The following is a 24,458-nucleotide window of genomic DNA, read 5'->3' as shown; positions in this document are numbered from 1 at the left end:
CTGGTCTTAAGCGACAGCGCTTTCAAAAGCATTCGGCGTGGTATTCTTCAGGTATTCGAGCGCGACCTTGGCCTTGGCCACGAGTGCGGCGAAGGCCTGCGGCTCGTGGATGGCCATGTCCGACAGGATCTTGCGATCGATCTCGATCCCGGCCTTGTTGAGACCGTCGATGAAACGGCCATAGGTCAGGCCATGCTCATGCGTCGCCGCATTGATGCGCTGGATCCACAGCGCGCGGAACGAACGCTTGCGATTCTTGCGGTCGCGATAGGCGTACTGCAGCGACTTTTCCACCGCCTGCTTGGCGATGCGAATGGTGTTCTTGCGGCGGCCGTAAAAACCCTTGGCGGCTTTCAGGACCTTCTTGTGCTTGGCGTGCGAGGTGACGCCTCTCTTTACGCGTGCCATGTCATGATCTCCTTAAAAGCAATTCCAGGAAAAGTGCCTGGCGGTTTTCCGTTCGGAATTGCGTAAAACAAATGCGTGTCCAGACCGAATGCTCTTATTTTGGCGCATGATGTTTCCAAAAAGTCTGCAACTTTTTGGCATCATGCCCTAGAGGCCGTTCGGCAGAAAATTCTTGATGACCTTCTTGCCATCCGGTTCAGCCAGAACCATCGTGCCGCGGGCATTTCGAATGAACTTGTTGGACCGCTTGATCATGCCGTGACGCTTGCCGGCCGCAGCCGACAGAACTTTACCCGTACCTGTGATCTTGAACCGCTTCTTGGCGGCCGATTTGGTCTTCATCTTGGGCATTTTGCTACTCCGTTTATATGCGCACCAATGCGCTTTTTGTTCGCTTCAGGCCGACCAAAGCCCGAAAAGCAAATGAAACCGCCACGGCATGCCCTGCCGGGCGGTTTTTTTGGAACGCGGTCGTATACGTCAAAGCGAGGGCGCGCGCAACACCCAGTGCTCAGCAACCTTGTAGTGCTCAGGGGAAACGGAACAGCACCGGCAATATGCCCGACTGCTGGGCGCCGTCGATCAGTTCGAAAGCCGGCAAGGCAACGAGGAACACCAGCCCGTCCAGTAACGTGGTTCGCAGCAGGCGCGGCTTGAAGCTACCGGTGTCGCCTTCCTGATACAGCGACAGTTTCGGGAAGAAGCGCGGCACTTTCGCCAGGTAGGCCTGGTATGGCGCGCCGAGAGCCTGCTTGAGGAATTTCTCCTCGCGCAGGATAACGATGTAAAAGGCACCCGCGCAGAGCGCTCCAAAGCCGATCGTGGCGGTGATGGAGCCGATCTGTGCGCCGACACCGGCGGCAGCTAAAGTAGAGAAGACATAGAGTGGGTTGCGGGTGATCGAATACGGTCCGCCGGTCACCACTTCGGAGGATTTGCGGCCGCCGATATAGAGCGTCGACCACAAGCGCCCGACGACGCCGAGAAAGATCAGCAGGACGCCGACCATTTCGATCGTTTCATGCACTGGCGTATCGGGCGGGAAAACCGACTGGCCGAACAGCAGCGCCGCGAACATCACCACGATCAGAACGGCAAGCACCATCCTGCGCGTGTGCTGGTAGCTGCCCAGCCCATATTTGGCTTCCGAATGCTTGACGTCATTGACCATGTCGGGAATCCGATCGTCGAGGGAACCAGAGCGTCTTTGCTCTCGCCGGCGATCGCAGCGTCTGGCCAAGAAAACAGGCGCCCCGCCGATCGCCGGGACGCCTTGCAACATGATTCAGGCGGATTTTATGCACGTCGCCCAAAAGTGCGCAGCGGTTTTGCGACAACGACATGCACAAAACAGAACTAAAGCGCAACGCGCTTTAGCGGGGCGCCAGCACCATCATCATCTGACGGCCTTCGAGCTTCGGTTCGGCTTCGACCTTGGCGATCGGCGCCACTTCCTCGCGAACCTTGTTCAGAAGCTGCATACCGAGTTCCATATGCGCCATCTCGCGACCGCGGAAGCGCAATGTCAGCTTGACCTTGTCGCCTTCCTCGAAAAAGCGCCGGACGGCCTTCATCTTGGTCTCGTAGTCGTGGCTGTCGATGTTCGGGCGCATCTTGATCTCCTTGATCTCGATGACCTTCTGGTTCTTGCGCGCCTCGGCCGCCTTCTTCTGGTTGGCGTATTTCAGCTTGCCGAGATCGAGGATTTTTACGACGGGCGGCACTGCATTGGGCGATATCTCGACCAGATCGAGCCCCGCCTCTTCGGCGAGCAGCAATGCATCGTTGATGGAGACATCGCCGCGGTTCTGGCCTTCGGCGTCGATTAGCTGGACCCGGGGAACCCGGATGTCACGGTTGGAGCGCGGGCCTTCCTTGGTGGGCGCCGCTGCTTTGAAAGGTCTGCGAATGGTCGTGGTCTCCTTGAGCCGTTTCGTTAAGGGGTTCTTCAGTTCAGAATTGCGAACGCGCAATGTGGTGAGCGCGCGGTCGGAGTCAATAGCACAGCATTCTCAGGAAATCACCTGCTCGATGGAATGCTCCTCTGCACCAAGCGAAGAAAGTGGCGGAGCACTTTTCGTTGAATGCCTTGCTGTGCCAAAAGACCGGCGTGAGGGAATACACCATGAGCACCACCCCGATCTTTCTGGACGTCGACGGGACGAGCATCGCCGTCAGGCATGCGACAGGTGCCGAGCCCGGCATCGTCTGGCTCGGCGGCTACAAATCGGACATGCTGGGCACCAAGGCCGAAACGTTGTCGGAATGGGCGCGCAAAGAAGGTCGCGCCTTTCTGCGCCACGATTATTCCGGCCACGGCGAATCGGGTGGCGCCTTTGCCGACGGCACCATCTCGAAATGGCTGGGCGAGAGCCTGGCGGTTTTCCGCCGCTTCACCCAGGGCAGGCAGATCCTGGTCGGCTCCTCGATGGGCGCCTGGATCGCGCTGCGCATGGTGCAGGAATTGCGCAAGGCGGGCGAGAACAGCATCGCAGGTCTTGTGCTGCTGGCCCCGGCGCCCGATTTCACATTCGAACTGGTGGAGCCGGTGCTGACCGGGGCGCAGAAGCGCAACCTCAGGAAAAAGGGCTTTTTCGAAGAGCCGTCGGACTATTCCGCCGAACCGTACATCTACACGCGCGCACTGATCGAGGACGGCCGCAACAACCGGGTGATGACCGGGCCGATCGACACGCACTGTCCGGTCCACATCCTGCAAGGCCTGGCCGATCCCGACGTGCCGTCGAGCCATGCGCTGAAGCTGGTCAGCCTGCTGCCGGCCGACGACGTCACGCTGTCGCTCATTCCCGACGGCGACCACCGCCTGTCGCGGCCGCAGGATCTCGACATGCTGGTGCGGGCGGTGGACGCTATGGTGCGGCAGGCGGGATAGAGACATGCGCATTTCCATTCCGGTGTCCGCCTTCGTGGCGGCGATCGTCGGCTTCGGCGGTACGCTGGCCATCGTCATTGCCGCCGCCAAGGCGGTCGGCGCAACGCAGGTCGAGACCGCAAGCTGGGTGACGGCGCTTTGCCTGGCGATGGCGATCGAGAGCCTGTGGCTGTCCTGGCGTACGAAAATGCCGGTCATCACCGCCTGGTCGACGCCAGGCTTGGCGCTGATCGCCGCGTCGACCGGCTTTTCGATGGGTGAGGCGGTTGGTGCCTTCGTCGTCACCGCGGTCCTGCTGATCACCACCGGCCTGTTCGGGCCCTTGACCAAGCTGATCGCCAGAATACCGGCGTCCGTCGCGTCCGGAATGCTGGCCGGCATCGTCGTCACCTTCGCCATCAATGCGGTGAAAACCGTTCCCGTCGACCCCTGGCTGATCCTGCCGCTGGTTGCGGCGTTCTTCGTCATCCGCCTGTTCAACCCGGCCCTCTCGGTGCTGCTGGTGCTGATCGGCGGCGGTCTCGCCGCCTTCCTCACCGGCCGGGTCGGCGGTCTGCCGGCACCGGAACTCTCGAGCTTGACGCTGGTGATGCCGCAGTTCACCGCCACTGCGATCATCGGCCTCGCCTTGCCGCTCTATCTCGTCACCATGGCCTCGCAGAACCTGTCCGGCCTCGCCGTGCTGAGGGCAGCCGGCTATCATCCCGAACCAGGGCCGCTGATCGGCGTCACCGGCCTGTTTTCGCTGCTGACGGCGCCGCTCGGCGCCTCGACCACCAATCTGGCGGCAATCTCGGCGGCGATCTGCACCGGGCCCGACGTGCATCCCGATCCGGCCGAGCGCTGGAAGACCGGGCCGTTCTATGCGTTGGCCTATCTCGTCTTTGCCCTGTTCGGCGCCTCGCTGGTGGCGATCTTCGCCGTATTGCCGCAGAGCCTGATCGCGCTGGTCGCCGGCCTGGCGCTGATGGCGCCGCTCGCCAATGCACTGTCGATCGCCTTGAAAGACGAGGACGAGCGGATGGCCGCCACCGTCACCTTCGCCGTCACCGCATCGGGGCTGACGCTGTTCGGCGTCGGTGCGGCGTTCTGGGGCCTGATCGCCGGATTGGTCGTGCTTTTCCTTGAAATGCTCAAAAAGCGATAATCATTTCAGCCGCTTGTCCGGTTTTGGCGGCTGCTGTCTTGAATCGCCGTTTTCTTCATCCCATTTCGATTGCACGCAGCCGGATTTGGCTGTCTCCAACTGAAGGATTGGAAGAAATGAACACATCTGCATTGATCCGTCCGGCCTGGACGCCGGCGACCATCGCGTTGATGGTGATCGGGTTCATGGTGTTCTGGCCGCTCGGCTTAGCCATGCTCGCCTACATCATCTGGGGCGATCGGCTCGAGGGCTTCAAGCGCGACGTCAACCGCGCCACCGACGGCATCTTCGCCGGTTGCCGCCGCGGTTCCGACAGGGCCGCGCGCTGGGGCCATGGCTCTGCACGCACCGGCAACGTCGCTTTCGACGACTGGCGCGAAAAGGAACTCGAGCGGCTTGCCGAGGAACGCCGCAAGCTCGACGAGATGCTGAGCGAGTTCGATGAATATGCCCGTGAATTGCGCCGCGCCAAGGACCAGGAAGAGTTCGATCGCTTCATGGCCAACCGCAACAAGTCGACGTCGCCCACGACGGGTGGGTCAACTGGCTCGACGACGAACAACAAACGCGGCGGCAACTCCACGCCAGGCCTGCTCGACGAGTAAGGTCCCGTGCCCAGATAGATAATCCAACGGCGTCGCGTCAGCGGCGCCGTTTCTTTTTTGTTCTAGTCGTTTCCCTCGAATCACGTATCGTCCCGGAATGTCCTTCGGCTTCTTCCGCACCCCGACGAAACCCAAGCCCACGCCCGTCGTGGAGCGCGAGCATTGCGTTGCCGGCCGCACGCTGCCGCTCAAGATCGTCGAGAACGACCGGGCGCGGCGCCTGACGCTGCGCATCGATTCCGGCGGCCGCGGTTTGCGCATCACCGTGCCGCCGGGGCTGCGCCGCGGCGAGGTGGACAAATTCCTCGACCGCCATCAGGACTGGCTGGAGCAAAGGCTGGCCAAGGTACCCAACCGGCCGCAGGTGCGGCCCGGCATCAAGGTACCGGTGCGCGGTGTGCCGCATCGCATCGTCCATGAACCGTCGAAACGCGGAACCGTCACGCTGTCGCGCGACGAGCGCGGACCGCTGATGATCGTGCATGGCGAGCGTGTGCATCTGCCGCGCCGCATCGCCGATTTCCTGAAGCGCGAAGCCAAGCGCGAGATCGAAGCGCTGGTGACCAAGCACAGTGCTGCGGTCGGCAAGCGCGCCAAGGCGATCCGCTTCAAGGATACGTCGAGCCGCTGGGGATCGTGCACGTCGGACGGCAATCTGTCGTTTTCCTGGCGCATCATGATGGCGCCGCGGCCGGTGATAAACTACCTCGTCGCGCATGAGGTGGCGCATCTCAAGGAGATGAACCACGGCCCGAAATTCTGGAAACTATGCGAGCAGCTTTGCCCGGATACCGAGCGCTGCAAGGACTGGCTCAAGCGCAATGGCGGCGCGCTGCAGGCGATCGCGTTCGAGTAGGATGCTTGTAGGGGCACGAAATGGAAACTGTAGCGATCCTTCGCGCCGGCCTCAATAGATTCTGCACTGCCGATCAATCGTCATTGGCCGCGTTCAACTCCTCCGGCCGCAACCCCTCATCGACATGGCGCGGCCAGGGCAGGAAATCCTTCTCGAAGGTCTCGTTGCTGAAATAAGCCAGCGCCCGGTGCGCCTCGGCGCCGTTGAAGGCTGCCTTGTCCATCAAATGAGCGATGACCTCATGGGCCTGCGCCAGCTTTTGCCTGAGTTCCGCGACGGTCTTTTCCGGCATGATCTTTGTTCTCCCGCCTCTGTGCCTGAGCAAGTAGCGTTGCGCTTATATTAGCAAGGTAGCGCGTTCCGCTCTTACATTAGCAAGGTAGCGCGTTCCGCGCTGGCGGCAAACAGGATGCTTTTTCTCGACTCTTTGGCCGTTTCATGCCAATCCCGCGCCATGGCGCTGGACATCAAGATATGCGGGTTGAAGACCGACAAGGCACTGGCTGCGGCATTGGCCGGCGGCGCCAGCCATGTCGGCTTCATTTTCTTTGCCAAAAGCCCGCGCTATGTCGAGCCGGCGGAAGCCGGCCGCCTGCGCGAAGCGGCGCGCGGCAAGGCCAAGGCGGTTGCCGTGACGGTCGACGCCAGCGATGCGTTCCTGGATGACATCGTCGAAAAGATGCAGCCCGATATGCTGCAGCTTCACGGCGCCGAGCCTCCCGAGCGGGTGGCCGAGGTGAAGGCCCGCTACGGCTTGCCGGTGATGAAGGCGCTGCCGGTCAGCGAGGCCGCCGATCTCGGGCGAGTCAAGCCCTTCATCGGCATTGCCGACCGCTTCCTGTTCGATGCCAAGCCGCCTAAGGGTTCGGAATTGCCGGGCGGCAACGGTCTTGCCTTCGACTGGCGCATTCTGGCTGGCCTTGACGCCGGCGTCGATTACATGCTTTCCGGAGGGCTCAATGCCGGCAATATCGGCGACGCCTTTCGGCTGGCGAACCCGCCCGGAATAGATGTTTCCTCGGGCGTGGAGAGCGCGCCGGGCGTCAAGGAACCGGCGCTGATCGAACAATTTTTCCGCGCCGTCGGGGCAGCACGCGACAACCGCGCCGCCTGACCACGCTTCAAACCACAGACCAGGAGATCGGCGATGGACAAGCCGGCGATACCGAATTCCTTCCGCACCGGCCCCGACGAGCAGGGCATGTTCGGCATTTTTGGCGGTCGTTTCGTTGCCGAAACGCTGATGCCGCTGATCCTTGAGCTGGAGCGGCACTGGAACGAGGTCAAGAACGACCCGGATTTCAAGGCCGAACTGACCGATCTCTCGACGCATTACGCCGGGCGGCCGTCGAAGCTCTATTTCGCCGAAGGCCTGACCAGGCATCTTCGTGAGGTGTCCTCGGCGAAGGGCCTCGGCGGCGGCGCAAAGGTCTATTTCAAGCGCGAGGACCTGAACCACACCGGCTCGCACAAGATCAACAACTGCCTCGGCCAGATCCTGCTCGCCAAGCGCATGGGCAAGACGCGGATCATCGCCGAGACCGGCGCCGGCCAGCATGGCGTCGCGTCCGCTACAGTGGCGGCGCGCTTCGGCCTACCCTGTATTGTCTATATGGGCGCGACCGATGTCGCCCGGCAAAGCCCCAACGTCTTTCGCATGAAGCTTCTGGGCGCCGAGGTGCGGCCGGTGACGGCCGGCCACGGGACGCTGAAGGACGCCATGAACGAGGCCCTGCGCGACTGGGTGACCAATGTCGAGGATACCTATTACCTGATCGGCACCGCCGCCGGCCCGCACCCCTATCCGGAGCTGGTGCGCGACTTCCAGTCGGTGATCGGCACCGAGGCGCGCGCCCAGATCCTCGAGCAGGAAGGCCGGCTGCCGGACACCATCATCGCTTGTGTCGGCGGCGGTTCCAACGCTATCGGCCTGTTCCATCCCTTCCTCGACGACAGTGAGGTGCGCATCATCGGCGTCGAAGCCGGCGGCCGCGGGCTCGACGGCATCGAGCATTGCGCCTCGATGAGTGCCGGCGCGCCCGGCGTGCTGCATGGCAACCGTACCTACCTTCTGCAGAACGCCGACGGCCAGATCATGGACGGTCACTCGATCTCGGCCGGCCTCGACTATCCGGGCGTCGGTCCCGAGCACTCATGGCTGCGCGATTCCGGCCGCGTCGACTATGTGCCGATCCTCGACAGCGAGGCGCTGGAGGCGTTCCAGTTGACGACACGCGTCGAGGGCATCATTCCGGCGCTTGAATCGGCCCATGCCATCGCACAGGCGGTGAAGATCGTGCCTGACATGGACAAGGACCAGATCGTCATCGTCAACCTGTCCGGCCGCGGCGACAAGGACGTGCATACGGTGGCCAATATGCTGGGCATGGAGATCTGATCATGGCCACCCGTATCGACCGCCGCATGGCAAAGCTGAAGGCCGAGGGGCGACCGGCACTCGTCACGTATTTCATGGGCGGCGATCCGGACTACGACACGTCCCTGTCGATCATGAAGGCGCTGCCCGGCGCCGGCAGCGACATCATAGAGTTAGGCATGCCGTTTTCCGATCCAATGGCCGACGGCCCGGCGATCCAGGCGGCCGGCCTGCGGGCGCTGAAGGGCGGCCAGACCTTGGTCAAGACGCTGAAGATGGCCTCGGAATTCCGCGCCGGCGACAGTGAAACGCCGATCGTCTTGATGGGCTATTACAATCCGATCTACATCTACGGGGTCGAGCGCTTCCTGAGCGATGCGCTGGCCAGCGGTATAGACGGGCTGATCGTCGTCGACCTGCCGCCGGAGATGGACGAAGAACTTTGTATCCCGGCACTCAAGGCCGGCATCAATTTCATCCGGCTGGCGACGCCGACCACCGACGACAAGCGCCTGCCCAAGGTGCTGCAGAACACGTCCGGCTTCGTCTATTATGTGTCGATGACCGGCATTACCGGTTCGGCGCTGGCCGACACCGGCAAGGTGGCGGCAGCGGTCAAGCGCATCAAGAGCCATACCGACCTGCCGGTCTGCGTCGGCTTCGGCGTCAAGACCGCCGAGCAGGCGCGCACCATTGGAGCGTCGGCCGACGGCGTCGTTGTCGGCACCGCGATTGTCAATGCAATCGCCAACGTGCTGGGGCCGAAGGGCGAAAAGACCGCCGATCCGGCCGAGGCCGTCGCCACGCTGGTCAGCGGGCTTTCGCAAGGGGTTCGCGCGGCTCGCCTTGCTGCCGCCGAATAATCTTGATCTTCTGGTTGGCCATGATCTCCAGCGAAAACCGGTTTCCACTTTTCGGGATCATGGTCTAACTCTTCGTAAGGACAGGAGCCGAAGCGATGAACTGGATCACCAATTACGTCCGCCCGAAGATCAATTCGATGCTCGGCCGCCGCACCGACATGCCGGAAAACCTGTGGATCAAGGATCCCGAGACCGGCGAAATGGTGTTCCATAAGGATCTGGAGCAGAACCAATTCGTCATCCCGTCCTCCGGCCACCATATGAAGATATCGGCTAAGGAACGGCTGAAATTCTTCCTCGACGACGGCAAATACGAGACGCTGGAAAACCCCAAGGTCGTTCAGGATCCGCTCAAGTTCCGCGACGAGAAGCGCTACGTAGACCGGCTGAGGGATGCCAAAGCCAAGACCGGCATGGAAGACGCCATCATCAATGCGCTGGGCACGGTCGAGGGCGTGCCGGTGGTGGTGACGGTGCAGGATTTTGCCTTCATGGGCGGCTCGCTCGGCATGGCGGCAGGTGACGCCATCGTGCATGGTTTCGAGGTCGCCTTGCAGCGCAAGCGGCCGCTGATCCTGTTTGCGGCCTCCGGCGGCGCCCGTATGCAGGAAGGCATCCTGTCGCTGATGCAGTTGCCACGGACCACGGTCGGCGTCGACAGGCTGAAGGAGGCCGGCCTGCCCTACATCGTCGTCCTGACCAACCCGACGACCGGCGGCGTCACCGCCTCGTATGCGATGCTGGGCGACGTGCATATTGCCGAGCCCGGCGCCCTGATCGGCTTTGCCGGCCCGCGCGTCATCGAGCAGACCATCCGCGAAAAGCTGCCTGACGGCTTCCAGCGCGCCGAATATCTGATGGAACACGGCATGGTCGACATGGTGGTGTCACGGCTGGAGATGCGCCAGACCATTGCACGGCTGCTGAGAATGCTGCTCAAGCTGCCGGAGGAGCAAAAATCTCAGGAACCGGAAATCTTGCCGCCGTCGGTGATTCCGGCCGAAGCCCGGCCGCACGCCTGACGCATTCGCCACGAACTGCGATTGCGCGCCGTCCGCGGCGCGCCTAGGATTCGCCATGACCACGCTTGCCGCCGACCGCGAAATCGAAAGCCTGATGGCGCTTCATCCGAAGGGCTTCGACCTTTCGCTCGACCGCATTTCGCGGCTGCTCGAGCGGCTCGGCAATCCGCAGGACCAGCTGCCGCCGGTCATCCACATCGCCGGCACCAACGGCAAGGGCTCCTGTGCTGCTTTTTCACGGGCGCTGCTCGAAGCCGCCGGCTACCGCGTCCACGTCCACACCTCGCCACATCTGGTGAACTGGCACGAGCGCTACCGGCTGGCCGCAGATGGCGGCGGCAGGCTGGTCGACGACAAGGTCTTCGCCGAAGCCATCGCCCGCGTCGCCAAAGCCAATCAAGGCCAGAAGATCACCGTCTTCGAAATCCTCACCGCCGTCACCTTCCTGCTGTTTTCCGAACATCCAGCCGATGCCGTCATCCTCGAGGTTGGCCTTGGCGGCCGCTTCGACGCCACCAATGTCATCGCCGAGCCGGCCGTGTCGGTGATCATGCCGGTGTCGCTCGACCACGAAGCCTATCTCGGCGACCGCGTCGAGCTGATCGCCGCCGAAAAGGCCGGCATCATCAAGCGCGGATGCCCGGTCGTCATCGGCGCGCAGGAAAGCGAGACGGCCCAGCAGGTGCTCATCGAAACCGCCGAGCGGCTCGACTGCCCCGCCTTCGTCTATGGCCAGGATTTCCTTGCCTATGAGGAAAACGGGCGCATGGTCTATCAGGACGAAGACGGATTGATGGACCTGCCGCCGCCGCGCCTGCCGGGGCGCCATCAATTCGCCAATGCGGCGGCGGCGATCGCGGCGGTCAAGGCGGCGGGCTTCGAGATCAGCCACCGCGCTGCCGAGAAGGCGATGGCGAATGTTGCCTGGCCGGGCCGCATGCAAAAGCTGCCGCAAGGACGGCTGAGCGAACTGGCGCCGAAGGGCGCCGACATCTGGCTCGACGGCGGCCACAATCCCGGCGCTGGCGTGGTCGTCGCCGAGGCGCTGGCCGAGCAGGAGGAAAAGAACCCGCGTCCGCTGTTCCTGATCTCGGGTATGATCAACACCAAGGACCAGAGCGGCTATTTCCGCGCCTTCAAAGGGCTGGTCCGGCATGTCTACACCGTGCCGGTGAGCCTGAGCGACGCGGGCGTGCCGAACGACGAGCTGGCGACCCGCGCCATCGAGGCCGGCCTGTCGGCCGAACCGGTCAGTTCCGTCGCCAATGCGCTGATGCTGCTGCGCGACACATGGGACGGACCGCCGCCGCGCATCCTGATCGGCGGGTCACTTTACCTGGCCGGCGCGGTGTTGGCCGAAAACGGCACGCCGCCGGTTTGAGGCGTGCTTCAGCCGGGCCACGGTGACGCCACACTTGTCAGACCACCGCGAGGAGCCAATCATGATCAAGGTAAAGCAGCTCGCACACGTTTGCATTTTCGCGAATGACCTGGAGATGACGCGAAGCTTCTATCGGGACGTCCTCGGCATGGACACCCAGTTCAATTTCCTGCGCGACGGGAAGATTTTCGGCTTCTACCTCAATTGCGGCAGCCGTAGCCATGTCGAGGTGTTCCAGGAAGACGGCGCCAGCTATGGCGACTTGAACCAGATCAACCACTTCTGCCTCGAAGTGGAAAACATCGACGCCGCGATCGCCCATCTGAGGTCAAAGGGGGTTGATGTCACTTCCAAGAAACGCGCGTGCGATGACACCTACCAGGCTTGGATCCGCGACCCCAACGGCGTGAGGATAGAACTGTTCGAATACACTGAAAAAAGCGCACAATTCGTCGGCGGCGATCGTATCGCGGATTGGTGATCGCGCCTCGCCGGGACAATTGTAGCGGCGCAGCCGATGGTTGGTGGACTACTTCAGCTCGACCTCGATGAAGGCGAATTCGCCATCGTTTGCACTGATGACGTCATGTTCGACGCCCTCGTTGCGGAAATACGGGGCGCCCTTCTTCATCTCGGCAAAGGATTCGCCATCCTTGGTCAGGAGCTTCACCTTGCCGTCGGTCAACGGCACGATCACATAGTCGTGGCCATGGCGGTGCCAGCCGGTGTTGTCGCCCGGGGCGAAGCGGTATTCGGTGACGATGACGCGCTCATTGTCGATGAAGACGGTGGCCTTGGCGGATCCGGTCATATCGCTTCTCCTGCTTTAAGCCAGACAAGAGCATGAGACTGCAAGTGGCGAGTGCCAGATCTGCGGATCGGTGACGCCACAAGAAAGCCCGGCGCGAGGCCGGGCTTTTCTGCAAAATTTTGATCGGATCAGGCGAGGCTGCCGTTGATCCAGTGCGACAATGCAGTTTTCGGCGCAGCACCGACCTTCATGTCGGCGACTTCGCCGCCCTTGAAGATCATCAGCGTCGGGATCGAGCGCACGCCGAACTGCGCGGCCAGCTCAGGATTCTCGTCTATGTTGAGCTTGGCGATCTTTATCTTGCTGCCGAGTTCGATGGCGATGTCCTCGAGCGCCGGGGCGATCATCTTGCACGGGCCGCACCATTCCGCCCAGAAATCGACCACGACCGGCTCCTTGGCGTTGAGCACGTCGGCCTGGAAATTGCTCTTGTCGACCTTGACGGTGGCCATGCTGAGATCCTTTCGATTTATTCGTCCCACCAAATGTGGTGGTGATCGTGTCCGTCTTCAAGCAAGTGTTGTGTCACGCTCCCGTGAGTCTAGCAAGCGCGTCGTCCATGGCCGCTGCCGGCAGCTCGATCAGCCGCGGCACCTCGGTGAACAGCAGCGCCGCCGAGACCTCGCGTCCCGGATAGAGCGGCTGAAGCAGCGCGCGATAAAGTGCGAGCTGCAGAACATAGGCTTGCGGCACTTCGGCGAGCGTAGCTGGCGCTGGCCGATTGGTCTTGTAGTCGACGATCGAAACCTTGTCCGGCGTTACTGCCAACCGGTCGATCTTGCCGGAAATCGAGCGCAGTTTGCCCCTTACCTCCAGGCTGCCCATGATGGCGACTTCGGCGCGCGAGTTTGGCGCAAACAGCGGCGCGAAGCGGCTGTCGGCAAGAATTCTGAAAACGCCAGCCAGGGCCTTGTCGCGCTCGTCGTCGGGCCATGCCGCGCCGGCTCTTGCCAGATAGCGTTCGGCGGCATCCCGGCGTGTTCCCTCGGCGATGCCGGGCAGCATCTGCAGCAATTTGTGCAGCGCCAGCCCGCGCACGACGGCAAAGCCGGGCTCGGCGTCGGCATCCAGCACCGGCGAACGCGTGTCGGCCACCGCTTGCCGCGCCTCGTCGATCAGCACCGAGGCGCCGGACGGCGAGAGCGGCCGCGGCAATTCCTCGAAGGGCGGCAGAGGCCGGAACAGGGTTTCCGGCAATGGCGCAAAGCGTTCAGTCTGTCGTGCCTCATCCACTGACGCCGGTGGCATGGGCGGCAGTTTCGTCACCTGGAAACGATGCACGGTCTCGCCAGTGGCGGGATGCCGGCGTTCTTCGCTCTCTGCGGCACCGACCAGTGCGCGGCTGACGATCGAATGCCAGGTACCGATATTCGGCGCCCGCTTGCCGTGGTAGCCGCAGACGATCAGCCGATCCTCGGCGCGGGTCATGCCGACATAGAGCAGCCGGCGGTATTCGTCGTCGGCGAGCTCGCGGGCGCGGGCCGATGCGGCGCGTGAAAACCCATTTGCGACATCGCTGGCCGAACGCCAGAGATAGCCCTTGCCCTCCCAGCAGTCGCCCGAGCCTTCGAACGGCATCAATCTCGGCAGATGCTGGTCACTGAACGGCGCGGAGCCGCCATCAACAAGGAATACCACCGGCGCCTCCAGGCCTTTGGCGGCATGCACGGTCATGACGCGAACCTCGTCGCGGGTCTGGTCCATTTCGCGCTTGATCTCGGGGCCGGCGTTTTCCAACGTCGACAGGAAGGATTCCAGTCCCGGCAGGCCGGTCCGCTCCTCGGCCAGGCAGAAATTCAGGAATTCGTCGAGGACGTCGCCGGCCTCCGGCCCGAGCCGCGCGATCATCTTCTTGCGCAGGCCGTCGCGGGCGAGAGCTGCAGCATAGAATTCGAACACCGGCTTGAATGCGGCCTCGTTCGACCATGTGCCGAGCCGGCTGACGACGGCGGCCAACGCCTCGCTTTCGCCGGCATGCCGGCGCAGCGAGGCGATCAGCGAGACGCTCGATGGCCTCTCCGCAGCAAGCGCGAAAAGCTGCTCTTCCGAGACATCGAAGATCGGGCTGCGCAGCACGGCGGCCAGCGACAGATCGTCCTCGGGCTGGATGAGAAAGTGACCGAGTGCGATCAGGTCCTTCACCGCGATATGGCCAGGCAGGCTGAGCCGGTCGGCGCCGGCCACCGGGATGTCGCGGCGCTTCAGCGCCCGCGTCAGCGCATGGACGAAGCGATCGCGCTTGCGCACCAGCACCAGCACGTCGCCGGGCCGGAGTTTCTTGCCACGCCCTTCGATGACCTCGCCGCCGCCGATCCAGCCGGCAATGGTCGCTGCAACGTTTTCGGCAACGCGCACCGCCGGTGCGTGGGCGTGATCCACCGCTTGCGTCCAGTCGTCCGGTTCGTCGACGATGTCGGCGCCGAGCGAGGGCCAGACGTCGACATAGCCCGGCGCATCGTTGCGGATCGCCTTGTGGTCGAGCGGATCGGGATCGTGGCTGATGCCGCGCCGCACGTTCGGGTCAGCAAAGACACGATCCACCGCCGCAAGCACGTCGTCGGTCGAGCGAAACGACCAGGTTAGCTTGAGATCGGCGAAGGCGGCGGCGGCGGATCTGACTTTGCCGGCAAACAAAAGCCGGCTGTCGGCAAAGGAGTCCGGGGCGGCTCCCTGGAAGGAATAGATCGACTGCTTTTCGTCGCCGACCGCAAAGATGGTGCGGTGGACGGCGTCGCGTGCGCCGAGCCCGGCAAAGAACTCCTCCGCCAGCCGCTTGACTACCTCCCACTGGTCGGGACTGGTGTCCTGCGCCTCGTCGAGGAGGATGTGGTCGATGCCCTGGTCGAGCTTGTACTGCACCCATGGGCCGGCGTCGGGCCGCGCCAGTAGATGGACCGTGCGGGTGATCAGGTCGTTGAAGTCGAGGAAGCCGCGCGCGCGCTTCAATTGCTCGTAGCGGGCGATCAGCCAGTCGGCGATGGTCAGCGCCGCACGCGTGCCTTCCAGCATCCTGAACAAGGCCAGCCGGTCGGAGATTTCAAGAATGGCGTCGACCGCCGCCAGATATCGTTCGGCAAGATCGGGCAACCGGTGAAGCAATGCCCTTTTAAACGTCTTTGCCGGATCGTAAGGCTCGCCGTCGGCCCTCAGGAAAGCCTTGGAGAGCAAATTCAGGCGACGTACCGGATCCTCTTCGGCAAAGGCAAGGCGGGCGTATGGCAGCAGATTGTTCAGCAGGATGCGCGCATCGGCGGCCTCGGCTGCCCGTGAAAAGGTGACGAGATAATCCGGCAGGAAGCCGGGCAGCGGCCAGACCGAGGCGGCTATACCTTCGGCCGTCTGGCCGGCGCGGAAATGGAACTCGTCGAACAGCGCCTGAAAACCATCGCCGCCGGCCGCGGCGATGAACGCACGCAAACCATCGCGCTTGCGCACGATCTCGGCCAGCAGTGCGTCGAGCCCATGCTCGCCGCCGCGCTCCAGCACGGTGGCGAAGGCCTCGGACAATGCCGCATCGCCTGCAACGCCGCCCGAAATCATGTCGCGGCGGGCGGCGGCAAACAGCGAAGCCTCCATTTGCGGATCGAGCATTTCGAAATGCGCAGGGATATTGGCTTCCAGCGGGAACTGATGCAGCACCGATTCGCAGAAGGCGTGGATGGTCTGGATCTTCAGCCCGCCCGGTGTTTCCAGCGCCCCGGCAAACAACCGCCGCGCCCGGCGCATGGTTTCGCGGTCGGGCTGGCGGCCGTCCAGCGCCTCTATCCGTGTCGAGAGCTCGGCATCGCCCAGGGCCGTCCATTGCGACAGCGTCGAAAACACCCGGTTCGACATGTTGGCGGCGGCGGCACGCGTATAGGTCAGGCACAGGATCTTGGACGGATCGGTGCCGCGCAGCAACAGCCGGATAACGCGCTGGGCGAGTACATGGGTCTTGCCCGATCCGGCATTGGCCGACACCCAGGCGGAATTGCGCGGGTCGGACGCGCTTGCCTGGCTGGCGGCAGTGTCGCTTGGAATGGGGTAGGCCTTTTTCATGCCTCCCCTCCCTCGTCATCGGCGTCGCCGCCGGCGGACCATTCGAGCACGCGGGCGAGATGGTCGTAGTCGCCGTCGGTCTCGCCCTCGCGGAACGGCAGCGCCCGCGACAGATAGCCGGTCGCCGGGTCGGCGTAGTGGATCAGCAGTTTTTCCAGCCGCGCCCACGCTTCTTCGGCGAGATCGGCGGCGGTTCGCGGCTTGCGGTTGTATTCGAGGATGGATTCCTCGAACACTTCGCCATTCGGCCTCAGCCGCACGAAGGCCAGTTGCGACGGCTCGCATGCGCCAAGCTCCTTGAAAGCGCCGCGCCTGAGCAGCGCGCCCTCGAGTGCCAGTTGCGGCGCGAGCAGCGTGTGCGCCTGTGCTTTGGATGGCGAGGAGCCGGTCTTGTAATCGAGGATGTCGGCCATGCCGCCGGCCAGCAGATCGATGCGATCGGCATAGCCGGACAGGGTCACACCGGATCGGCCCACACCGGTCTTTTCGGCGCGTTCCTCGGCGTACCGCCGTGCCACGGCTGCGGCCCGGCCGCGCTCCCATTCGATGATGCCGACGGCAAGCTTTTCGAAGCGTGGCCACCACACCGCCTCGACATCGGCCGGCAGCGCCGCCTCGGCAAAGCAGGAGCGGCCTGCGGCGATGAGCCCGTCCAGCGCCTCTGGCGCGCGCGGGTCGGCCACCCTCGCCGAGAAGAGGTGCAGAATGGCGTGAAACAGCGTGCCACGCTCGGCAGCGCCCGGATCGCGAATGACCGGATCGAGCGGCATCAGGCCGAGTATCCTTCTGGCATAGACCGCATAGGGATCGCGGCGCAGCGTTTCGATCTCGGTGACCGAGAAGTGGTGCGGCCGCGCGGCGAGCGGCGGTTTCGGCTGCGGCCGCGGCGCAAAGTCCTGCTTTTCGCCGGCATCGAGCACACGCGCCCAGGCAAGCAGTTCGTCGCCGCGCCGGCGAAGTGCAGCAGCGTGGTCCTCGCCGACGAATGTAAGGATGCGCTGCAGCCAGCGCGAAGGTACCGACGGTGCATCGCCGGAGCGGCCGGAGCGAGCCAGCACCACTTTTTTGGCGCCCATGGCCATCTGGAAATCATGGGCGGCAAGGCCGATGCGCCGCTCGGGCGGTTCAAGATCGATGCCGGTCTTCATCAGCCGCGACATGAAGCGGTCGCTCTCCGGCTTGCGCGGCCACACGCCTTCGTTGAGGCCGCCGACGACCAGCGTGTCGACATCCTGAAGCCGCGCTTCCAGCACACCCCAGATGGCGATGTTCCTGTCGGTGCCCTGCGCCGGCTTGACCGTCTCGGGCGCGATCAGCGCCTCCATCACGTCAGGCCATTCGTCAGCGGCGAAGGAGAACGACACCGAGGCCGCGACCAGCCCGCGCAAGAGCTCGGCGAGCTTTTCGCCGGCATCGCCCGCATAGAGTTCGCTCAGGCTGCCGTCAGCGGCGCGGCCGAGACTTTCGAGCGCAACGACGCTGGCGCGCACAAGGGTGGCAAGATCGGCATTCTCGTCGCCGCGAAAAGCAACCAGCGGCGCCAGCGCGGCCGTTAGCCGGATCAGCAGGTCGCGCGCCTGTTCGATGCGCCTGACCGAAAGCCGCGGCCACCAGAAGGGTGGGCGGCGATTGCCGCTGCCGTCGAATTCGAGGAGCCGGGTGTCGAAGAGCTGCGGCAGCGACGCCACGTCCGGACGCCCTGTGCCACCGCGCAGCGCCACAAGTTCGACGATTTCGGCCGCATGGCGCACGCTTGCCCGCTCCAGGCCGAGGCCAAGCAGGGGATGCTTGAGCAGCGACAGCAGGGCGACGGGGTCGCCCGGGCGGAAGGCTGCCTGAAGCGCCAGCCTGAGCAGGCTGGCGGCTGGTGTGTTGATCAGCGGCGTGCCGCCGGAATCGTCGGCGGCAACGCCGAAGCGCAGCAGCTCGACTGAGACGCGCCGCGCCAGAGCGCGGTCGCCGGTGACGAGTGCGGCGCGCTGGCCGGGCCGTTCGACAGCCTGTTTGAGCGCGACGGCGATCGCCACGGCTTCGTCGCGTTCGCTGGCGGCTTCGAGAAGCGTCACCTCGGCGAAGGCCTCGGCAATATCGCCGGCCCTAAAGCGGGCGCGCGTCTCGGCCCAGAGCTCGGTGGTCTCCGCCGGGCGCAGCGCTTCGCCGACAAGTGCGGCGCGCAGCGCAAGCGGTCGCGGCGCAACAGCAAGCTCCTCGACATCGGCGCGCGGCACGCCGATCTTGCCGATCAACTTTGCCAGGCCGTATTGCGGGTGGCCAAGCACGGCTGGGCGCGCGCCCGGTGTGGTGATCGCGGCAAAGGATGGCTCGTCCAATGCCCGGTCGAGCCCGGGCAGCACAACGGCGCCATTGGGCAGACCGGCGATCACGGCAAGCAGCTGGGCCGTGGCGGGAATGGAGCCGGTGGAACCGGCGGCGATCACCGGTCCGGCTGGCGGATTACGCTTCAGCCGCGCCGCCTCCAGCCTTATCAGGGCATTACGATGCGCGGCCGGATTGGAACGATGGCGTTCCTCGAGCAGGTTCGGCCAGTTCTCCGTCACGATGGTCAGGAAGTCGAGTGTCACCTGCCACCAGCCTGCAAGATTGCCGGTTACAAGGTCGGCGAGCCTTGCCCAATCCGTGCCTTCGGTGTCGATCTCATCCATCAGGCGTGCAAGGTCGCGCGCCAGCCAGATGGCGTCGGCGGCGGAGGCCGGTATGACGATCTCCTCGTCGAACAATGCCGCGACATGTGCCGGCAGGCGGCGTTTCCACGCCCGCACCAGCGGCGCAAGCAGCAGAAGACGCTCGACCGCGGCGATCGGCGGCGCAAGGTCGATGGCGGCCGAACCTCCTGCCTCGAAGGCGGCTTCATCCTCATCGAACTCACCAAGCGGGCGGATGACCGGCAGGATCGCCGAGCGGCTTCCCGAGCGCGAGAGAGCATCGACGAAGACGCCGCGAAGCGCCCGCGCCGCACGGCGCGTCGGCACATAGATGGTGAGATCGGCCAGCGCCAGCGGATCGCCGTCATAGGCGAAGCCGGGAACCAAGCGCCCCGCAAGCAGCGCCTCGGCCAGCGTCGGCAGGAACGGCGCTCCGGGCGGGATCGAGAAAACGCGGCGGGAGCCGCTCATTTCGACTCGGTAAGAGCGCCGGGTGCCTCACCGACAGCATTGGGCGTGCCGGCAAGCGCGGCGGCGACCGCTGCTTCCGCCCGCGGGATCGCGTCAGGTGTGCCGACAGTAATCCAGTGACCCTGCATTTTCATGCCGAACAGGCGGCCGGCGGCGATTGCCGCATCGAAATAGGCGTTGAGAGAGTGTGGACCGGCCGGCGCATCCTTGAAGATGCGCGGATGGACGATTGCGGCGCCGGCATAGATCAGGCCGGCCGGATCGTTGTTCGCACGCCGCAAGGCGCCGTCCGGCGCCATCAGGAAATCGGTGCCGCCGCTATGTCCGGTTGCCGACTGGAGATCCGCAAGCATCAGCAGAATGTCCATTGTCGCGCCCTCCCATGCAAGGGCAAGTCGCCTGAGATTGGAAACGCCGCTGTCGATCCAGAAGGTGTCGGCGTTGAGCACATAGAAGGGCGCCCCTAACCTGGGCAATGCCTTGACGATACCACCGGCGGAGTCAAGCAAGCCCCTACTCTCATCCGAGATGACGATTCTCGGCGCACTGCGGCGGGCTACATGGTCCACGATCTGTTGCGGGAGGTAATGGACGTTGACGACGGCCTTGGCGACGCCGGCTCCGGCTAGGCAGTCCAGCCCCCAGTCGAGCAATGTCTTGCCGGCGACCTTGACCAGCGGCTTCGGCATGGTGTCGGTGATCGGCCGCATGCGCTTGCCGAGCCCGGCGGCGAGCACCATGGCGGTCGTCGGCATCGGCTGCTCATCCGCCGCCTTCAGGCCCAAATCCTTAGCCGTCAAATCGAGCGTTCCTCCAGGAAGCCGTGGGCGATGTAGAAATCCTGCAGCCCGGCCAGCGCCGGATGCGCCAGTGCCCGGCGAAGATAGTCGCGGATGCGCGGCAGATGCTTCAGATAATAAGGCTTGCCGTCGCGTTTTTCGAGCCGCACGAAGATGCCGAGGATCTTGGAATTGCGCTGTGCGGCCATGATTGCATAGGTTTCGCGGAATTCGTTCTCATCGAAGGCACCGGCAGCACGTCGCGCGGCGATGTAGGCGGCGAGCGTGTGCTTTTCGATTTCAGGTGAGATGGTGACGCGCGCGTCCATGGCGAGCGAGGCGACGTCGTAGGCTGACGGACCGATCAGCGCATCCTGGACATCGACGACGCCGAGGCGGTCGTGACCGAAACGGTCAGCGCGCCAGATCAGGTTGGGCGAATGAAAGTCGCGCAGCATCAGCGTGTATTCGCGCCCCTCGAGCCGATCGACCACCGCACTCCATTCGCTGCGATAACCGGCGCGCAACGCCTCGCTTGGCGAAGCGCCTGATATCGCCGGGACATACCAGTCGACCAGCAATTCGGCCTCGATCATCATGGCGTCGCGGTCGAAAGGCGGCACGTCGTGGAAGACGCCGGGGCCGGCCTGCATGCGGGCCGGCCATGTTTTGCCGTGCATCATGGCAAGCAGTTCGGCCGCCGCCGCATAACGCGCGGCCACCGGCTGGCCGCGCTTGTCGAGGAAGCCTTGGGAACCGAGATGCTCCAGCAGGAGAAAACCCTGCTCGAGATCCTGGGCATGGATTTCCGGGACGCTGACGCCGCCGGCCCGCAAGGCCCGGTCGATGGCGACGAACGCCGAAACGGATTGCGCGGTGTGAGCGATCTCGGCATAGGGTTTGCCGTCGCGGACTGGCGGTCCGAGCACCAGCCTTGGCGAGTTCATCAGCACGCGCGGCGGAAATCCGGCGAGCGTGACGATCTCGTAGGAGCGAGCCGAGGCATCACCGATGAAATATAGTCGCTGCGCTTCGCCCCAACCGGCCTGCCCGAGAAAATCGCGCATTGCCAGCGATCGCGCCGCGCGCTCGAAGGCGGCGCCCTCTCCCGATAGTCTCGCCAGTCGGCCGTCGCCCTGCTGGAGAAGTTCGACCAGCACCGAGGTTTTCGGCAGATATGCCTCTGCCCGCTCCGGCCATTCGACCAGCGCGGCGCCTTGCGTCAGCGCCTCGTCGAAGCCCAGCTCGTCCAGCTCGGATGCCGTGCCCAAGCGGTAGAGATCGAAATGATGAACCGGCACACGCGTGTCGTAGCTCTGGACCAGCGTGAAGGTCGGGCTCGGCACGTCGAGCCCGGCATCGTCGGCCAGTGCCCTGATCAGCGCCCGTGCCAAGGTCGATTTGCCGGCGCCGAGATCGCCCTTGAGGGCGAGCACGTCGCCAATGCGCAGCGACATGGCGAGATCCTCGCCGAACCTTGCCGTCGCAGCCTCGTCGGCGAGAAAACGCTCCAGCACCAATACCGCCATCGAACGCGCTACTCGGCCGCCGCGCGGATGCCGGACGGCGTGTCGGGAAAGGCGCAAACAACCGTGGTGCCCTTATCCCTGCCGGTCTCGATGCGGACGCTGCCGCCATGCAGTTCGACAAAGCTCTTGACGATCGACAGGCCGAGCCCGGCGCCACGGCGGCGGCCGCCATTGGTGCGCGGCTCGAAGCGCCGGAACACTGAGTCAAGCAGGTCCGGCGGCATGCCGGGGCCGTCATCGTGAACGGAAAATTCTACGCCGTCGGCAAGTTGGCGGCAGGCGAGCGTTATGGTGCTCGCCTCCGGCGCGTAATTGGCGGCATTGCTGAGCAGATTGAAGAGGATCTGGCGGACGCGGATCTCGTCGCCGTGGAAGGTTTTCGGCGCGGCCGCCGCGTCGATCCTGAGCTTGATCGCATGTTCCTCCAGCCGGTCGGCGACCAGTTCGGCGGCAGCCGTAATGGTTCGATCGATGTGAACTTCGGAAATGTCGAGTTCCATGATGCCGGCATCCACCGTCGCCAGGTCGAGGATGTCGTTGACGATGGTGAGCAGGACCGAGGAGGACGAGCCGACATGCCCGATATATTCGCGTTGCTTCTGGTTCAGCGGACCAGTCGACGGCAGTGAAAGAAGCTCGGTAAAGCCGATGATGTTGGTGAGTGGCGAGCGCAGCTCATAGGAGACGTGCTGCACGAATTCGTTCTTGATCTGGTCGGACTTTTGCAGCGCCTCATTCTTGTCCTTCAGCGCCCGCTCGACATTGACGCTGTCGGTAACGTCGACGAAGGTCATCATCACCTGGCCGTTGGGCAAAGGGATGACGGCGTAGCGCAAAACGGTGCCGTTGTTCAATTCGGTTTGGCCGTGGCGGTCGCGGCGCTCGTCGTCGAAGCCGGTGATGGCGGCAACGAACCCGCCCCACGGACTGTCGACGGCACGGCGGTCGCAAAGGTCGCGGATCGTCGAGACATGGACGTTGGGTTTTGAGGCATCGGCATCCAGCCCCCACAATGCCGCGAACGCCGGGTTCGACAGTCTCAGCCTGCCGTCGGGGCCGAACACAGCGACGCCTTCGGCGAGGTTGTCGAGCGTCTCGCCCTGGACCCGGACGGCGGTCTGGTAGCGGCTTTCAAGGTCCATCTTCTCGGTCAGGTTCTCGAACACCCAGGTGACGCCGCCCTTGGGCTGCGGATTGGCGACGACGCGAATGGTCTTGCCGTCCGGCAGATGCCACCAATGCTCCTGCGATTCAACCGCGCGGTAAGCGCCGAGCAGGCTCTCTTTCCAGCGCCGCCATTCGGGCTGCTCGGCGATCTTGCCTTCGCTGCGCAGGCGGTCGAGCAGCAAGGCGTTGTCCGGCGCGCTGTGCAGGAAGCCGCTGTCGAGGCCCCATAGTTTCTGGAACGCCTGATTGAAAAACCGCAATTTCTCGTCGGTGTCGAAAATCGCCACGGCGGTGTTGAGCTGATCGAGCGTGTCGGCGTGGCTCTGCATGGTCCGCTCATATTCGGCGCGAATGGCCTCGATAGCGCTGATGTCGCAGGCAAGACCAGCCGAACCATCCGCTCCGGCAAAATCGGTCACGGCAAACATACGGCGGTCGCCCTCGATGACCGTGGAGAGCGTCTGTTCAAAGACCGCGCGCGACTTGTGCTGCGCAGCGATCGTGTCGCGCGCCTGGCCGCCGAGGAATTCCTTGCCATCGCGGACCGCCGCTTCGGCATTCTCGGCCTCGACCGCTTCGGCATAGGCGCGGTTGACCCATTTCAGCCGCCCGTCGACAGTACGCAGCCATGACGGCATCTTGAGCGCATCCAGAAGACCGATCAGCGTCTCATGGTCGGCGGTTAAGCGCTGGTTCTCGATCTTCAGCCTGGCCTGGCTTCGCTGTGTCTCCGAAAGCGAGACGAAGCGAACCAGCACATGCGCCGCACTCTTGCGACCGTGAACCTCGAGCGGCTGGCCGGCCTGCGATTCGATGACCAGATCGAACGGCTTTGCCTTGTCCCGCAGTGCCGCGACGGCATGTTCGAGTGCAGCCGCCGAACGCGGCATCAGCCAGCGGCCGAAAGCCAGGAAGGCCGCCCGGTCCTCCGGCGCGCCGCTCTCGATCGGCAATGTCCCGACAAGCTCGGGCTTCTTGTTCTCGGCCGCCCATACCACCACGCGCTGATCGCGGGAATGGAGCAGCGCCTCCGAGCGCTGCAGCGCGGCATTGACGTCGGCGATACGGGTCCTGAGCTCGGCATTTTCCGCCGCGGTGCGCGCCCGTTCGCGGATCAGAAAGATGGCCGACAGCAATGCCGCCCCCATGACGCCGACGAACATGGCGAGTTGCATGACCTCGACCGTGCTGACCGACAGCCCGGCCTTTTGCGCCACGCGGGTTTGGGCATGTGCAGTAAAGCCAAGCAGCGGACCAACCAGCGCGGAAGAAGCAAGCAGCACCCCGACACGGCTGCCGGCGCGCCATAGAAGGCTGCCGCCTCTGGCAGCGGAGCCCGTGATCGAATCGTTATGGCCGCCGGAAACGGCCTGTCCCGCGCAAGGCGGGTTATCCCCCGGCATGTCTTGGTCCTCTTCGCCGCCTGAATGCAAGACCGCCCTGATGCG

The 24,458-nt window shown here is 64.1% G+C and carries 22 protein-coding genes; 10 read left to right on the top strand and 12 right to left on the bottom strand.

The features are described 5' to 3' along the window. Positions 1 to 6: 6 nt before the first annotated feature. From rplT to infC, 4 genes are all read right to left on the bottom strand, one after another. Positions 7 to 408, bottom strand: a complete 402-nt coding sequence (rplT, locus tag NKH30_RS16520; protein ID WP_006201247.1) for a 50S ribosomal protein L20 — start codon at positions 406 to 408, stop codon at positions 7 to 9. 147 nt (positions 409 to 555) lie between these two features. Further along, the gene (gene rpmI / locus NKH30_RS16515) at positions 556 to 759 is read right to left on the bottom strand and encodes a 50S ribosomal protein L35 (protein WP_006201248.1); all 204 of its coding nucleotides are present in this window, start codon (positions 757 to 759) and stop codon (positions 556 to 558) included. 178 nt (positions 760 to 937) lie between these two features. Next, positions 938 to 1,579 (bottom strand): methyltransferase family protein, encoded by a 642-nt coding sequence (locus NKH30_RS16510; RefSeq protein WP_352996178.1) that lies wholly within the window; start codon positions 1,577 to 1,579, stop codon positions 938 to 940. 202 nt (positions 1,580 to 1,781) lie between these two features. Then, positions 1,782 to 2,318 (bottom strand): translation initiation factor IF-3, encoded by a 537-nt coding sequence (gene infC, locus NKH30_RS16505; protein ID WP_023677573.1) that lies wholly within the window; start codon positions 2,316 to 2,318, stop codon positions 1,782 to 1,784. Positions 2,319 to 2,533: 215 nt separating this feature from the next. Here infC and NKH30_RS16500 point away from each other — a divergent pair, with 215 nt between their 5' ends. The 4 genes from NKH30_RS16500 (at position 2,534) to NKH30_RS16485 (ending at position 5,909) form a co-directional block, all read left to right on the top strand. Next, positions 2,534 to 3,301, top strand: a complete 768-nt coding sequence (locus NKH30_RS16500; RefSeq protein ID WP_352996176.1) for an alpha/beta hydrolase — start codon at positions 2,534 to 2,536, stop codon at positions 3,299 to 3,301. A 4-nt stretch (positions 3,302 to 3,305) separates the two neighbouring features. Next, a complete protein-coding gene (locus NKH30_RS16495; RefSeq protein ID WP_352472562.1) occupies positions 3,306 to 4,448 on the top strand; it encodes a benzoate/H(+) symporter BenE family transporter in 1,143 nt (380 codons plus the stop codon). A 116-nt stretch (positions 4,449 to 4,564) separates the two neighbouring features. Beyond that, positions 4,565 to 5,053 (top strand): DUF2852 domain-containing protein, encoded by a 489-nt coding sequence (locus NKH30_RS16490; RefSeq protein WP_352451639.1) that lies wholly within the window; start codon positions 4,565 to 4,567, stop codon positions 5,051 to 5,053. A 97-nt stretch (positions 5,054 to 5,150) separates the two neighbouring features. Beyond that, positions 5,151 to 5,909 (top strand): M48 family metallopeptidase, encoded by a 759-nt coding sequence (locus tag NKH30_RS16485; RefSeq protein WP_352996174.1) that lies wholly within the window; start codon positions 5,151 to 5,153, stop codon positions 5,907 to 5,909. Positions 5,910 to 5,982: 73 nt separating this feature from the next. Here the strand turns inward: NKH30_RS16485 and NKH30_RS16480 are convergent, their stop codons facing one another. Continuing rightward, on the bottom strand, positions 5,983 to 6,201 hold the full coding sequence (locus NKH30_RS16480; protein WP_254815955.1) for a hypothetical protein: 219 nt from the start codon (positions 6,199 to 6,201) through the stop codon (positions 5,983 to 5,985). A 162-nt stretch (positions 6,202 to 6,363) separates the two neighbouring features. Here NKH30_RS16480 and NKH30_RS16475 point away from each other — a divergent pair, with 162 nt between their 5' ends. The 6 genes from NKH30_RS16475 to NKH30_RS16450 all read left to right on the top strand — a co-directional run bounded on the left by NKH30_RS16475 (position 6,364) and on the right by NKH30_RS16450 (position 12,033). After that, positions 6,364 to 7,023, top strand: a complete 660-nt coding sequence (locus tag NKH30_RS16475; protein WP_352616834.1) for a phosphoribosylanthranilate isomerase — start codon at positions 6,364 to 6,366, stop codon at positions 7,021 to 7,023. A 33-nt stretch (positions 7,024 to 7,056) separates the two neighbouring features. Further along, positions 7,057 to 8,307, top strand: coding sequence for a tryptophan synthase subunit beta (gene trpB / locus NKH30_RS16470; protein ID WP_352505958.1), 1,251 nt, complete (start codon positions 7,057 to 7,059; stop codon positions 8,305 to 8,307). Between the two features lie 2 nt (positions 8,308 to 8,309). Next, on the top strand, positions 8,310 to 9,149 hold the full coding sequence (gene trpA, locus NKH30_RS16465; protein ID WP_352996172.1) for a tryptophan synthase subunit alpha: 840 nt from the start codon (positions 8,310 to 8,312) through the stop codon (positions 9,147 to 9,149). A gap of 95 nt (positions 9,150 to 9,244) precedes the next feature. Beyond that, positions 9,245 to 10,171 (top strand): acetyl-CoA carboxylase, carboxyltransferase subunit beta, encoded by a 927-nt coding sequence (accD, locus tag NKH30_RS16460; RefSeq protein WP_352682217.1) that lies wholly within the window; start codon positions 9,245 to 9,247, stop codon positions 10,169 to 10,171. A 55-nt stretch (positions 10,172 to 10,226) separates the two neighbouring features. Further along, positions 10,227 to 11,552, top strand: coding sequence for a bifunctional folylpolyglutamate synthase/dihydrofolate synthase (locus NKH30_RS16455; protein WP_352472565.1), 1,326 nt, complete (start codon positions 10,227 to 10,229; stop codon positions 11,550 to 11,552). 61 nt (positions 11,553 to 11,613) lie between these two features. Continuing rightward, on the top strand, positions 11,614 to 12,033 hold the full coding sequence (locus NKH30_RS16450) for a VOC family protein (protein ID WP_352996170.1): 420 nt from the start codon (positions 11,614 to 11,616) through the stop codon (positions 12,031 to 12,033). A 48-nt stretch (positions 12,034 to 12,081) separates the two neighbouring features. On the opposite strand, the gene NKH30_RS16445 is transcribed toward NKH30_RS16450, so the two are convergent. The 7 genes from NKH30_RS16445 to NKH30_RS16415 form a co-directional block, all read right to left on the bottom strand. Further along, positions 12,082 to 12,363: a cupin domain-containing protein gene (locus tag NKH30_RS16445; RefSeq protein ID WP_023718287.1), complete on the bottom strand. Its 282-nt coding sequence runs from the start codon at positions 12,361 to 12,363 to the stop codon at positions 12,082 to 12,084. Between the two features lie 128 nt (positions 12,364 to 12,491). Further along, the gene (trxA, locus tag NKH30_RS16440) at positions 12,492 to 12,815 is read right to left on the bottom strand and encodes a thioredoxin (RefSeq protein WP_023677558.1); all 324 of its coding nucleotides are present in this window, start codon (positions 12,813 to 12,815) and stop codon (positions 12,492 to 12,494) included. 73 nt (positions 12,816 to 12,888) lie between these two features. Then, a complete protein-coding gene (gene addA, locus NKH30_RS16435) occupies positions 12,889 to 16,401 on the bottom strand; it encodes a double-strand break repair helicase AddA (protein ID WP_352970103.1) in 3,513 nt (1,170 codons plus the stop codon). After that, positions 16,398 to 19,535, bottom strand: a complete 3,138-nt coding sequence (gene addB, locus NKH30_RS16430; RefSeq protein WP_352996168.1) for a double-strand break repair protein AddB — start codon at positions 19,533 to 19,535, stop codon at positions 16,398 to 16,400. The genes addA and addB overlap by 4 nt, the downstream gene beginning before the upstream one ends. Further along, positions 19,532 to 20,275, bottom strand: coding sequence for a nucleotidyltransferase family protein (locus NKH30_RS16425; protein WP_352996192.1), 744 nt, complete (start codon positions 20,273 to 20,275; stop codon positions 19,532 to 19,534). Before NKH30_RS16425 ends, addB begins: the two co-directional genes overlap by 4 nt. 56 nt (positions 20,276 to 20,331) lie before the next feature. After that, complete coding sequence (gene tsaE, locus NKH30_RS16420; RefSeq protein WP_352996166.1) at positions 20,332 to 21,843, bottom strand: tRNA (adenosine(37)-N6)-threonylcarbamoyltransferase complex ATPase subunit type 1 TsaE; 1,512 nt, start codon at positions 21,841 to 21,843, stop codon at positions 20,332 to 20,334. Between the two features lie 8 nt (positions 21,844 to 21,851). Next, positions 21,852 to 24,413 (bottom strand): sensor histidine kinase, encoded by a 2,562-nt coding sequence (locus NKH30_RS16415; protein ID WP_352996164.1) that lies wholly within the window; start codon positions 24,411 to 24,413, stop codon positions 21,852 to 21,854. Between the last annotated feature and the right edge of the window lie 45 nt (positions 24,414 to 24,458).

The sequence above is a fragment of the Mesorhizobium sp. M1273 genome (assembly GCF_040318195.1).
Classification (GTDB): Bacteria; Pseudomonadota; Alphaproteobacteria; order Rhizobiales; family Rhizobiaceae; genus Mesorhizobium.
Note: the sequence above shows the minus strand (reverse complement) of the source record. Positions and strands in the feature narration are given on the sequence as shown.